9 protein-coding genes and 1 pseudogene are annotated in these 12773 nt (G+C 75.1%); 4 read left to right on the top strand and 6 right to left on the bottom strand.

Translation table 11 applies throughout. The features are described from left to right. Window positions 1-74: 74 nt before the first annotated feature. The 5 genes from J7I94_RS30055 to J7I94_RS30075 all read right to left on the bottom strand — a co-directional run bounded on the left by J7I94_RS30055 (window position 75) and on the right by J7I94_RS30075 (window position 6998). Window positions 75-1544, bottom strand: coding sequence for an extracellular solute-binding protein (locus tag J7I94_RS30055; protein ID WP_215172116.1), 1470 nt, complete (start codon window positions 1542-1544; stop codon window positions 75-77). Then, window positions 1544-4222: a caspase family protein gene (locus tag J7I94_RS30060; protein WP_215172118.1), complete on the bottom strand. Its 2679-nt coding sequence runs from the start codon at window positions 4220-4222 to the stop codon at window positions 1544-1546. Before J7I94_RS30060 ends, J7I94_RS30055 begins: the two co-directional genes overlap by 1 nt. Window positions 4223-4226: 4 nt before the next feature. Then, the gene (locus tag J7I94_RS30065; RefSeq protein WP_308114759.1) at window positions 4227-4571 is read right to left on the bottom strand and encodes a hypothetical protein; all 345 of its coding nucleotides are present in this window, start codon (window positions 4569-4571) and stop codon (window positions 4227-4229) included. Between the two features lie 80 nt (window positions 4572-4651). After that, on the bottom strand, window positions 4652-5722 hold the full coding sequence (locus tag J7I94_RS30070) for a hypothetical protein (RefSeq protein WP_215172122.1): 1071 nt from the start codon (window positions 5720-5722) through the stop codon (window positions 4652-4654). A 139-nt stretch (window positions 5723-5861) separates the two neighbouring features. Beyond that, entirely contained in the window at window positions 5862-6998 is a 1137-nt protein-coding gene (locus J7I94_RS30075; protein ID WP_374198444.1) for a PP2C family protein-serine/threonine phosphatase, read from the bottom strand. A 174-nt stretch (window positions 6999-7172) separates the two neighbouring features. Between J7I94_RS30075 and J7I94_RS30080 the strand changes: the two genes are divergently transcribed. The 3 genes from J7I94_RS30080 (at window position 7173) to J7I94_RS30090 (ending at window position 9852) form a co-directional block, all read left to right on the top strand. Beyond that, window positions 7173-7637, top strand: coding sequence for a hypothetical protein (locus tag J7I94_RS30080; protein WP_215172124.1), 465 nt, complete (start codon window positions 7173-7175; stop codon window positions 7635-7637). A gap of 216 nt (window positions 7638-7853) precedes the next feature. Beyond that, window positions 7854-8786, top strand: coding sequence for a hypothetical protein (locus tag J7I94_RS30085; protein ID WP_308114760.1), 933 nt, complete (start codon window positions 7854-7856; stop codon window positions 8784-8786). A 61-nt stretch (window positions 8787-8847) separates the two neighbouring features. Continuing rightward, window positions 8848-9852, top strand: coding sequence for an endonuclease/exonuclease/phosphatase family protein (locus tag J7I94_RS30090; protein WP_215172126.1), 1005 nt, complete (start codon window positions 8848-8850; stop codon window positions 9850-9852). A 78-nt stretch (window positions 9853-9930) separates the two neighbouring features. Here the strand turns inward: J7I94_RS30090 and J7I94_RS30095 are convergent, their stop codons facing one another. Further along, a complete protein-coding gene (locus J7I94_RS30095; RefSeq protein WP_215172128.1) occupies window positions 9931-12021 on the bottom strand; it encodes a PhoX family phosphatase in 2091 nt (696 codons plus the stop codon). Between the two features lie 279 nt (window positions 12022-12300). Between J7I94_RS30095 and J7I94_RS30100 the strand changes: the two are divergent. Beyond that, window positions 12301-12773, top strand: a pseudogene (locus J7I94_RS30100) (Toxic cation resistance protein); the annotation flags it as partial.

Below are 12773 nucleotides of genomic sequence, written 5' to 3' on the forward strand. Positions count from 1 at the left end.
GTCGGCGAGTGACGACAACGCCGCAGATGCGCGTGCCAGACCCCGCGTCTGCGGCGTGATCCAAACGACAGACCCTAACCCGGCAGCGCCCGCCGCAGCGCCGCGTCCAGCCGTTTCGCCAGCGTCGCGTCGTCCGGCGGATCGGTGCCGAACAGCGGCCCGAGCTGCGCGGTGAACGTCTGGGTGAACGCCCCGTACAGCGGGGTCCGCGGCCGCTGCACCGCCCGCCGCAGCGCGGGGAGCAGCACGGAGGCGGCGTAGGCGGGCCGGTCGGCGGCGTCCCGGGGCATCCGGTCGGGCCGCTCCCCGCTGGGGGCGGCCGACGGGGTCCCGGCGGTGTCCACCGGGCACCGCACGTCGTCGTCGGTGTACGCCGATACCCGCGTCGCCGCGAACCCCGCGTCCAGCAGACAGCGTTCGCTCTCCTTGCCGGTGAGGAACTCGATCAGCTCGGCCGCCTTGTCCGCCCGCCGGGAGGCGGCCGTCACCGCCAGGTTCTGGCCGCCGAGCACCGCCCGGCCCGGCAGCGCCGTCACCCCCAGCTGACCGGGGGAGAAGCTCTGGTGCAGGGTGCGGTACACCCACGGCCAGTGCCGCAGGAAGGCGGTGCGGCCGTCCGCGAAGTCGGCGAGGGAGGCCGCCTCGTCGGACTGCGCGGCGTCGGCGAGGGTGTACGGCGTGGCCGTGCGGCGGCGCAGCTCGGCGATGCCCCGGGTGAGTTCCTCGACGGTCGCCGTGTAGCGGCCCTCGTCGTCGGTGAGCGGCACGCCGCCCGGTACGGCGGCGAACGCCTCCACGGCGTTGACGGTGCGGCCCTCGTAGGCGGCGAGCTGGGTGGTCCAGCCCTTCTCGTAGCCGGGGACGTCCCGCTCGTCCAGGACGTCGATCAGCGTCTCCAGTTTCCGCCAGTCGGTCACCCCGGCCAGCTCCGTCCGCTCCAGGCCGGCCCGCGCGAGGTGGTCGCGCCGGTAGTAGAGAAGGCCGACGTCGCTGTTGAACGGGACCGCGTAGACCTTCCCGTCCCAGCGCGCGGTGCCGGCCACGGAGTCGACGACGTCGTCGTCGACCAGCGCCTCGGGCAGCGGGCGGACCAGGCCGGCGGCGGCGAACTCCGGCACCCAGGTCACGTCCAGGTTGACCACGTCGTAGGCGGAGCTGCCGGACTGGAGGGCGCCGAGCAGCTGGCCGCGCTGCTCGTCGGCGCTGCCGGGGAGCTCCACCAGGCGGGCCTGGTAGTGGCTGCCCGCCTTCTCCTGCCGTTCGTTCCAGGCGTCGATCAGCCGCCGGCGGACCCCGTTCTGCCCGGTGACGTCCCGGCCGCTGGCGACCACGATGGAGCCGGGCACGTCGTCGGAGGGGACCGGTCCGGTGCCGTCGCCGCCTCCCGTGCAGGCGGCGGAGGCGAGCAGTACGGCGGCCAGCAGCAGGCCGAGCGGACGGCGGGACGGGCGGCTCAGCGGGCGGCGGGACAGGCGGCTCAGCGGGCGGCGGGACGGGCGGCCCAGCGGGCGGCGGAACGGGCGGACGATCGGGCGGCGGGGCATCAGTCCTCCTCCCCCGTTCCGGTGCGGGCGACCTCGTCGTGCAGGGCGGCGCCCGGGTCGTCGCCGGCGTCCAGGCAGCGTCCGCCGCTCGCCTCGGCGATCCGGGCGTCGGGCCGGCCCGGGTCGCAGCCGCCGCCCGCCAGGGACACCATCGTCACCGGCACGTCGGCCGCGCGGGCCGCGTCCAGCACGGCGTCGAGCCGGTCGCCGCGCAGCCGGCCGGCGTCCTCGTCGTCGGTGACGTACACGATCAGGCCGGTCCGCTCCCGCTCGGCGTCGCGCCGCTCCATGTGGTCGAAGGCGGCCAGCAGGGCGCGGTGCGGATCGGCGTCGTCGGCCGACCGGGTGACGGCGGCCCGGTCCAGGGCCCGCTCGGCGTCCCGCCGGCGGTGCGGTCCGGTCGCCAGCAGGGTGTCGTACGGGTCGTCGCCCGTGCCGTACACCGCCCACACCCCGTACTCGTCACGCGCACCGAGGCCGCCCAGCGAACGGGCGATCAGACCGGGGCCGCCGCTGGGCCCGTCCCAGACGTCGCGCATCGAACGGGAGCTGTCGAGCAGGAACAGCACCCGGCCGGGCCCGTCGACGTCCCGGTATGCCTCCAGCGCCGCCTCCATCGCGTCCCGTCCGGCCGGTTCGATCAGCGGGGCCGGGGCCGCCAGCACCCCCGCGGCCCGGCCGTCCTCGTCCAGCAGCGCCCGCTCCCCGTCCGCCGCCCGGAACCCGGCCTCGGCGAACACCTGACGCCCGCCGGTCCGGGTGAGCCACCGGCGGAAACCGTCGGCGGCGGCGTCCCGGTCCGCCGTGTCGCGGTCGGCGCCCCGCCAGCGCACCCGGACGAAGACCGGCTCCAGGCCGGGTACGTCGCCCGGGTACTGGGCCATCCGCGGGGTGCGCCGCGCGCTGTCGCAGCCGACGCCGCTGCGCATCAGGAACTCGGGGACCAGGGCGGCGGTGCGGTCGTCCACGGCGTCGTCGTCGGGCAGCGCGCACAGCAGCTCGGCGGCGGTCGGGGCGGGCGGGCCGGACTGCGCGACCCGGCGTTCGGCACCGGCCGCGTCCCGGGCTTCGGCGCCGGAGTGGGTGCCGTACAGGCCGATGGTGGCGAGCAGCCCGGTGTCCGCGAACTCCGGGTCCGGGCGGCGCACCTCGGCGTCCGCGCGACGGCCGCGCAGGGCGTCGATCATGCGGTTGAGCGCGACGGAGACGCGTTCGTCCTGCGACTCGGCGGCCAGCTCCTGCGGGACGGCGAGGACGACGGGGGAGTACGCGAACGGCTGCCGGTCCTCCTCCAGCGCGGCGACCGCGTCGGTGTCCCGGCCCGACGCCACGCGGGCGACGTCGGCGGGGGAGGAGGGTATCCAGACGTCCGGCTGCGGGCCCACGTCCCGCTGCGGGTTGGGGTCGTCGCCGGGTTCCTGCCAGGCACCGGTCTGCCGGCGCAGCGCGGTGACCGCGTCGGCGGTGCCCGCGCTGTAGACGGTGAGGCCGGCGCGGCGGCAGCCGTCGTCCGTGGTGTTCTCGTCCGAGGTGAGGTACGCGTCGGCGGCGGCGCGCACGGTCGGCTCCAGGTCGGGGTCGGTCAGCACGCGCAGCTCCGGGGGAGGGGCGCAGCTCACGCCGGAGCCGGGCGGGGAGACGAGCCGGTAGGTGCCGACGCCGGCGGCGGCCAGGGCGAGGGCGAGCAGGGCGACGAGGACGGTCGGCAGCCGGCGCCCGAACAGGTACAGCGCGGTCACCGCGCCGGCCACGGCGCCGGCCACGGCGGAGGCCACCGTCCCGACGGCGGCGACCGTCCGGTCGAGGAGTCCGGGCCGGCGGGGCCCGTCCCCCTCCCTGACCTGCTGCTCCGGCTTCTTCCCCGGCTTTTCCGGCTCGGTCGGCCCGGGCGGCTCGTCCGGGGCGGCGGACGGCGCCCACAGCAGTACGTCCTCCCCCGGCTCGGCCCGGCTCTGCGGCTCCCACGGCGCCGACCGCACCGTACGGTGGCCGCCGGCCGCCATCCCCTCGCGCAGCGCCTCGGCGAGCCCCCCGAACCACAGCCCGCCGCCGCCCCGCCCGTCCCGCCCGTCCCGTCCGTCCTGCTCCTCCAGCACCCGCAGCAGTTCGGCGGTGAACGGCGTCGGCGTGCCCGGAGCGCCCGCGTCGGTGCGGTGGTTGGCCTGCACGCTCATCAGGAGCAGGACCCGCCGCTTGTCCCGGAAGGTCTCCCACAGCCAGGCCGCGTTGCCCGCGAAACAGCAGTCCAGCACGATCACGATCCGCCGGGCCGGACTGGCCGCGAGCACCGTCAGCACGGTGGTGAACATCTCCGCGCCCGGGAACACCGCGTGCCCGCCCGCCACCACACTGGCGTTGCGCATCTGGAGGAACAGCTCGTCGCCCGCGCTGGGGATCGCCCCGTGCCCGGCGAAGTACAGCAGCAGGACGCCCTCGGCCTCCTCGGCGGCGGTGCGCAGCGACCGGCTGAAGTCGTCCAGCGTCGGCGACCGGGACACCACGATCTCCCGCTCGCCGAAGACCCGGCCGCGCTGCAGCGCGTCCCGCAGCCGGTTGAGGTTGTGCTTGACCGCGGGCAGGTCGCAGGGCACGCCGTACGGCGGCTCCGTGACGTCGTACTCGGACACCCCGACCAGCAGCGCCCGGTTCACCTGCCCGCGCGGGTCGAAACCGGCCACCGGCCTACCTGTCGTCGGGGTGCACCGGGTCGACACGGCCCTCGGGCGGTTCGCCGTCCTCCACCTCGCGCCGATTGGTCCGCCAGGCCTCCACGGCCCCCTTGACCTGGTCCAGCAGTTCCCGGAACACCACCGAGGCGGCCCCCGACGTCACCGCCACGACGATCTCCATCCCGACGCCCATCGGGGCGCCGGACTCGTCCGTGTGCGGGCGTTCGTGGATGCGCAGCCGCCCGGCGCGGACCAGCTCGTCCAACGGCTTCTCCCGCTCCAGCCACTTGCGCAGGGCCCCGATGTCGCTCTCGGTCGCGGTGCCGTCCAGCCGAACCCGGATGTCCTGTGTGGCCACTTCGTCCCCCTTAGCCATAACTCACCATCATGGCACCGGGAATGCGCAGGGGGGAGGGGTCGGACAGGCCGGACCGGGGTTCAGCCCTGGGTCTGCAACTGGTCCAGCTGCTTGCGTACGTGGTCCAGGGCGCCCGCGCGCCGGCCGGGCACCCGGCCCCGCAGCTCGGCGAGCACCTGGCCCAGTTCACGGGCCTGGCGCGGATCGCGGATCTGCCCCCACTGGTGGTGGGCCCGGTCGACGGCGGCCTCGACGGCGGGCGCGTCCGCCGCCTGCCCGGAGTTGAGCCGCATCCGCGCCACCTCCAGCCAGCCCCGGCAGCTGCGCACCGGGTCCCCGGCGAACATCGCCAGGTCGGCGCGGACCTCCGTCCAGTGCAGCGCGTCCTCGGAGGCCGGCCCGTGCGTGTAGGCGGCGGCCCGCTCGTGGGAGGCGGCCAGCGCGTCGGCGTCGGCGTGCCGCCCGGCCTGCACGGCCGCGGTGACGGCGTCGTGCGGGTCGCCGGGGGCCGGGCCGGGCACCGTCAGCACCAGGTCGGGGACGCGGCCGCCCCCGCCCTCGGCGGCGGCCCGGGCCAGCGCCTGCTCGTGCAGCTGCTGCAACGGCGGCCGGTGCCCGCTGCGCAGGATGGTCGCGACCCCGCGCATGTACGCCGGGACCGCCGTCCCGCGCCGGGACGGGGGCGGCGCGACGCGGCCGTAGACGGCGTTGTTGCGCCCGCAGTCCAGCGGGTGCCGCTGGAGCCACTCCCAGGTCTCCTGGTCGGCGTGCAGGTCGAGGACGAGCGTCGTGGCCCCGGTCGGGCGCAGCCGCAGCTCCTCCTTGATCCAGTGCCAGGGCAGGGCGGTGTAGCGGACGGTGGCCGGGGTGGTGCGGGCCAGCGCCAGGTGCGGCAGGTGCTGGCGGCGGTCGGTCTGGAGCTGTCCGGTGACGTACACGGTCAGCGGGCCGGGCGCCGCGGCGGCGGCCCGCAGCCGGGTCAGCACGGCCTGCGGGTCGAGCGGGTCGGCCAGTTCGATGACGTTGGCGGTGTCCGTCCCGGACAGCACCGGGGGCGGCACGGCCGCGAGGACGGGGAGCACCGAGGCCGCGTCCACCAGGCGTCCCTTGCCCACGGGCGAAGCCGCCAGCAGCAGCACGGTTCCGGGCATGTCCCCTCCCCTGTCGATCACGTACGTCAGCACCGTAACCGCTGCGGCTGCGAAGAGGGGCACCCGGCGGAAAGTGTGACCCCCGCCCCGGCCGGAGCCGGGGGCTCGCGGACGTCGCGCGAACCGCCCGCCGCGCCCCTCACGCCCGGTCCCGGCGCCGGACGGCGAACACCGTCGTGTCGTCGCCCAGCCGCCCGTCGCAGTGCCGCAGCGTGCCGTCGCGCACGAGGCGCACGAGCCGGCGCGGCGCGGTGTTGCGGGCGTCGGCGGCGACGGCCCGGGCGACCTCCTCGGCGTGCCGGTAGAAGCCCCCGTCCCGGTCCCTGGCCTCCGTCACCCCGTCCGTGACCAGCAGCAGCGTCTCGTCGGCGGCCAGCTCCAGCCGGCGCACCGGCGGCGGCCCGGAGCCGAGTTCGGCCAGGCCCAGCGGCAGCCCGCCGTCGACGGGCAGCTCCCGTACGCCGCGCGGGCCGACCGCGAGCGGCGGTTCGTGACCGAAGACGACGGTGTCGACGGCGCCGGGCACCCGGGGCGGGAAGCCGACCAGCACGGCGGTGGCGAACCGGTCGCCGCCGCCCGCCCGGCCGTGCACCGCCGCGGTGTGGCCGCGGTGCCGCGTCATGCGCACCTCCAGCCGCTCGGCGACCGTCGCCAGGTCCGCCTCGTGGTAGCCGGCCTCACGGAAGGCGCTGAGCAGCGCCGCCGCCGTCTCCACCGCGCCCAGCCCCTTGCCCTGCACGTCACCGACGAGGACGCGGGTGCCGTGCGGGCCGGGCTGGATGTCGTAGAAGTCGCCGCCCACCCGGGCCTCGGCGTCGGCCGGGAGGTAGACGGCGGCGTGGTCGAGGCCGCCCCAGCCCGGCGGCAGCGGGCGCAGCACCACGCGGCGGGTGGTGTCGGCGACGTCCCGGATGTGCAGCATCCGCCGCTCCCCGCGCACCCGGACCACGCAGGCCAGGGTGGCCAGCAGCCCGCCCACGGCGACGAGGATGAAGTCGGGCAGCCCGCTCTGGTACTGGTGCGGCCAGGCGCTGTCCACGGTGAAGTACGTGGCGACGGCGAGAGCCGCGTAGACGGCGGTGCCCCACACCCCGCACAGGGCGGAGGCGATCCCGGGGACCAGCACGATCCAGGAGATCATCCGGAACTCGCCGCCGGTGTTGGCGTCGGCCGCCGCGACGCCGGTCAGCAGCAGCAGCGGCGGGACCCAGCCGACCCCGAGGCCGCCCACCCGCACCAACGGGTTCCGGTGCGCGGCACCCGGGTCCCCGGACAGCCGGCCGGCCCGTCCCGGCCGACCACGCGACGGCCGGCTCACCGGCCTCATCCGGACGCGACCGCTCACCCGCCCAGCGAAACACGCGCCCGCGGCGCCCGCATCCTGAGTTGCCCGGGCGCGGCACCGGGTGTGACCTGGTAGGCGGGGGCCAGGACAGAGAGGAGCGTCCTCATGGCGCACGCGGAAACCGGGTACGGCGGTACGACGAGCAGGCGGGGCCGCGGGACACGGGCACCGGCGCCGGACTCCGACGTCTTCGGTCCCCGGACCCACCTGGTGGCGAAGTGGGCGGTGCCGGTCCTGCTGGGGCTGGTCTACGGCTGGTGGGCCGCGGCCAACCGGCGCCACGGCACCGAGATCACCGGCTGGAACCTGCTGTTCGGCTGGCTGACCACGCTCGTCTTCGTGGTGCTGTACTCCGTCGTCCGCGCGGTCGCCGCGCGGCTGCGGCGCGAGCAGCACGCGCTGCTGTGGGCCGCGTTCACCGGCTGCGCGGTGGGCTTCCTGATCAACCAGTCCGGCCGGAGCGTGCTCCTGTCCGCGGGCATCTCGGTGGCGGTGGCGGCGGCCATGTTCGTCACGCTGTTCTACCGCTACTACACCCACGAGGACGCGACCGGCCACCGCCTGCCTTGACCGGCCCGCCCCTGGCCGGCCCGCCACCCCGTCCCCGGCGCCGCGCGCAGCACCCGTACCGGTCCCCGTCGGCGCTCCGGCCGCGGACCGCGCACACCAGCACCGTGTCGTGCGCGCCCGGCGCGGGCGGTCGTCCCCACCCGTCCGGCCCACCGCATGCCCCCACATGCAGTCGGGCCGCTCGCCCGCCACCCCCCGGCCGTCTTGCCTGGACCCGTGGCCCCACGTCTGCGTCTCCGCCCCCGCCTGCGCCTCCGGCACGCCCTGTCGGCCGTCCTGATCACCCTCGCCTGCCTCCTCACCCCCTGCGGCACCCTCGCCGCCTGGGCGGCCTACGCCCTCTCCGACACCGGCCGCTACGTCGACGCCATGGCGCCCCTCGCCGCCGACCCCCGCGTCCGGGACGCCGTCGCGGACACCGTCCGGGACGGCGTGTTCAGCCACATCGATCCCGGGCCCGCCCCCGGCGCCACCCGCCTCTTCGTGCACGACGCCGCCCGCTCCTTCACCCGCACCGAGGCGTTCCGGGCCGGCTGGGACGCCGCCAACCGGACCGTCCACGACGCCGTCGTCCGCGCCCTGCGCCGGCCGCCCCGCGCCGACGACCACCGCCCCGTCACCGTCGACCTGGCCCCCGTCACCGCCCGCGTCAGACACCAGCTCGTCCGGGACCACGTACCGTTCGCGCACCGCATCCCCGTACACCCCACCCCGGTCACCGTCCTCGGCGCCGCCGAGGCGGACCGGCTGCGCCGGGGCTACCACGCGCTGGATGTCGCCGCCGTCTGGCTCCCCTTCGCCGCCGTCGCCTGTGCCGTCACCGGCATCGCGGTCGCCGCCCGGCGCCGCCGCGCCGTCACCGCCGCCGGCCTCGGCACGGCCCTGGGCGGCGCGCTGCTCGCCCTGGCCGTCGCCGTCGGCCGCCGCCTCACCCTGGCCGAACTGCCGGGCACGGTGCACGGCCCGGCCGCCGGGGCCGTCTACGACGCCCTGACGGCCACCCTGCGCACCGCCGCCTGGCTCCTCGTCGCCCTCGGCCTGACCGTCGCGCTGGTGTCCTGGCTCACCGGCCGTGTCCGCCGCCGGACACCAGCTGTTCCCGCTCCCGGAACGCCAGGGGAACTTTCCGACCGCTCACCCCGTCTTTGATGAAGGATTTGAGGGAGAAACCGAAACGGACCACCTGTTTCACCGAGCGGAAGGCCGGGACTTGAACACGGACACCAGGGCCGCCGCATGGGCGGTCCCCCGGCACGTACGCCGCAGACGGGCCGGCCGACGGTCCGCCCTCACCTGCGCGGTCCTGCTGTTCACCGGTCTGAGCGTGGTCCTCGGCTGCCGGACCGCCGGCACCGACGGCATCACCCCGGTACCGCAGCTCCTGGCGTTCCTGCCCTGGCTGCTCATACCCCTCGGCATCGCACTCGTGATCGCCGTGTTCACCCACTGGTGGTTCGGCGCGCTCTGGGGAGTGCTGCTGCTCGGCCTGCTGGCCTGGTTCATGCAGCCCTACGGCAGGACCGGCGACCCCATCGGCCCGGCCTTCGCCGAACTGCGCGTACTGACCTCGAACGTCGAGTTCGGACAGGCCACCGACGCCCTCGTCACCGCAGTCCGCCGCGAGGAACCGGACATCGTGTTCGTCCAGGAGTGCGACCAGGCCTGCGACACCACGCTCCGCCGGGAGCTGGGCAAGACCTACCCGGACCGCCGGGCCGTCGAGGGCGACGGCTCGAAGGGTTCCGTCATCCTCAGCCGCTACCCGCTGCGCGCCGCCAAGGGCGTCGAGGGCACGATGGGCATGCCCGCCGCCGTCGCGGAGGTCAGCGGCACCGACGTACGGCTCCAGCTCGCCCACCCCATGCCCCCGCTGCCCGGCCAGACCGACGTCTGGCGCGAGGAACTGGACGCGCTGCACGACGCCGTCGCGAAGGACGACAAGACCCCCACCGTCCTGGCCGGCGACTTCAACGCCTCCCAGGACCACGCCGCGTTCCGGCCGCTGCTGGACACCGGACTGCGCGACGCGGCCCGGCTGGCCGGTTCCGGGCGGACCGCGAGCTGGCCGGCCCTGACGGCGCCCACCTTCGGGGTCCAGATCGACCACGTACTGGTCTCGGAGGACTTCACCTCACGCGAGGCCCGGTTCCTCGACCTGGCCGACACCGACCACCGGGCCCTGCTCGTCGACCTCACCCTGCACCGGGCCGGCTGACCCGGCCCGGTACGGGTGATCCCTGAGGGCCCCCCTCAGGCCCTCAGGCCCTCAGGGCGGTCAGGGCGGTCAGGACGCTCAGACGCCGATGTCGGAACCGTCCGCGCGCCACACCGCCACGACCGCCGGGCGCACGATCTTGCCCGCACCGTCGGGCCAGGTGCTGGCCGGGTTCTCCACCGAGGCGCCGTCCACCTCGCCCGGGTGCTGCACGGCGACCAGCACGCGCCGGTCCTGGATGAGCGGACCGCAGGTCTCGGCGCCGGTCGGCACGGTCAGGAACTGCTTCAGCTCACCGCGCCGCTCGCCCGACGTCGCCACGCCGAAGAGGCCGTCGTGCGTGCCGAGCGCGTTGCCGTCGGTGGAGAGCCACAGGTTGCCGTGGTCGTCGAAGGCCACGTTGTCCGGGCAGGAGATCGGGCTGACGTTCTCCTTCGGGAAGCCCGCGAAGTACGTCGCCGAGTCCTCCGGGTCACCGGCCACCAGGAACAGCGACCAGCCGAACTTCAGGCTGTCGGCGCGGTTGCGGTGCTCGGTCAGCTCCAGGACGTGCCCGTGCTTGTTGGCGTTGCGCGGGTTGGCCTCGTCCGCCTTGGCGTAGGAGCCGACGCCCCGGTTGGTGTTGTTGGTGAGGGCGACGTACACCTTGCCGGTCTTCGGCGAGGGCTCGATGTCCTCGGGCCGGTCCATCTTGGTCGCGCCGACCTTGTCACCGGCGAGGCGGGTGAAGACGCACACCTCCTCGGCGCTCATCCCCTCCACGTGCGAGACGGCGCCGTCCTCGTCGGCGGTGACCAGCGGGATCCACACGCCGCTGCCGTCGAACTCGCCGTCGCCCGGCAGCTTGCCGGTGCCGTCGATCTCGATCGCGGGGGAGTCGCCGGTGAGCTTGGCGACGTACAGCGTCCCCTCGTCGAGCAGGGAGAGGTTGTGCTCGCGCGCGGCCCGGGAGGACCCCTTCTTCATCCGCTTGCTGCCGACGAACTTGTAGAAGTAGTCGAACCGCTCGTCGTCGCCGGTGTACACGACCGGACGCCCGTCCGAGGTCAGCCGCACGGTCGCGGCCTCGTGCTTGAACCGGCCCAGCAGGGTGTGCTTGCGGGGCGTGGAGTCCGGGTCGTACGGGTCCAGCTCGACGACGTAGCCGAAGCGGTGCACCTCGTTGGGCTCCTGGGCGACGTCGAAGCGCTTGTCGAACCGCTCCCACTTGCGCTCGGTGGCACCGGTGCCGATGCCGTACCGCTTGTCGGTGGTGCGGCTGCTGTTGGCGAAGTACTGGTTGAAGTTCTCCTCGCCGTGCAGCGTGGTGCCCCACGGGGTGGTGCCGCCGGAGCAGTTGTTGAGGGTGCCGAGCACCTTCCTGCCCGTCCGGTCGGCGGAGGTCTTCAGCAGGTCGGAGCCGGCGGCCGGGCCGGTCAGCCGGAACTCGGTGGTGGCGGTGACGCGGCGGTTGAGCTGGTGCCGGGTGACGGGCGTGAGCTTGCCGGTCCTGCGGTCCTCCTCGACGACCACGGCGGACAGGCCGTGCGCGGCCCACGCGATCTCGACCTGCTCGCGGGTCGGGTTCTCCGCGTCGTAGCCGCGGAACATGAGCACCTCGTCGGTGTACTCGTGGTTGGCCACGAGCAGCTGCCGGCCGCGCTCGTCCAGCGGCAGCAGCGCGAGGAAGTCGTTGTTGTACCCGAACTGACCGGCCTGGGCCTTCGCGGTCTGGTTCTCCGGGTCGAAGGCGGGGGCGCCGCGCAGGATGGGCTCGCCCCAGCGGATCACGACGTTCTGCCGGTAGCCGTCCGGCACGGTGACGGCGTCGTTCGTGTTGGGCGCCACGGGCGTGAAGCGCAGCCCGCGCGCACCCTTCGGTTTGCTCTGGCCGTGGCCGTGGCCGTGCCCCTTGCCCTGGCCGGCGTCCGCGGCCGCCTGCGCCTCGGGAGCGGCACCGACGGTGACCGCGCCGGCGCCGGCCGCGGCGACGGTGACCACGGCGGCGGCCCGCATCATCGACCGGCGGCTGAGCGCGCCGGCGATGACGTCACCGACGTACTCGTTGTCACTGGTGTTGGGCACCTCGTGGAAGCAGGCGTCACCACACCGGAAACGACAGGTCATGGCGGAACGGCCGCCAGGGTGGGAACCGGACGGTGTTCCGATCAACGGCAGCAGCTTGCGCACTTTTGCTCTCCCCTTGGATGCCCTTGGTGTCAGCGTGACCGTAGGGGCACATATGTGCGGCAGTCGGGCGCCCGAATGAACAGGGGGTGAACTGAGGGCGATCGTCAGGAAGTTGATCGCCACCGGGACGCCATGCGCAGACGGGCCGGAAGCGGCCCTTGACGCGGACCCGGTCCGTGTGCCAGACCGTGGCCCGAAGCGGAAGCGGAGGCCGCTAACCTTACGTGTCCGTCCTGGCCAGGGATTGGCGGGCTTCAACTCATGCGAAGGGTTGCGCACATGGGCATTCTCACTCTCCTGCGGAACGCGTTCGGCCGCTCACGCAAAGCGCGGTCCGCCCAGCCGGAGGAGGCCACACAGGAGACGGCCCCGACGCCGGAACCGACGGAGGCCGCGGCTCCCACACCCCCTCCCACGGAGGAGCCCAAGGCCCCGTCCCCCTCCCCGTCCCAGCCCGAGCCCGCACCGGGGGTCCCGGAGCCGCGCACGTCCACCGAGGACGCCCCCGACGACGTACACGAGCTGGTCACCGCCGCCTTCGACAACCTCACGGTCCCCAAGCCGTCCCCGTCCCCCGACGACACCCCCACCCCCACGGCAACGGAACCGGTCCCCGAGCCCAAGCCAGAACCCACGCCCGAGCCGGAGCCCACCCCCGAGCCGGAGCCCAGGCCCACCCCTGAGCCCGAGCCTGCCCGCGAGCCCGAGCCCGAGCCCACGCCTGAGCCCGCCCCCGAGCCCAAGGCAACGAC

This window comes from Streptomyces sp. ISL-12 (genome assembly GCF_018614415.1).
Lineage (GTDB): Bacteria > Actinomycetota > Actinomycetes > Streptomycetales > Streptomycetaceae > Streptomyces.

Excerpts from the sequence above, each read along its gene's own strand:
- J7I94_RS30070 (WP_215172122.1), bottom strand. The coding sequence starts at position 5,722 with ATGCCCGGAACCGTGCTGCTGCTGGCGGCTTCGCCCGTGGGCAAGGGA.
- J7I94_RS30055 (WP_215172116.1), bottom strand. The coding sequence starts at position 1,544 with ATGCCCCGCCGCCCGATCGTCCGCCCGTTCCGCCGCCCGCTGGGCCGC.
- J7I94_RS30080 (WP_215172124.1), top strand. The coding sequence starts at position 7,173 with ATGGCGCACGCGGAAACCGGGTACGGCGGTACGACGAGCAGGCGGGGC.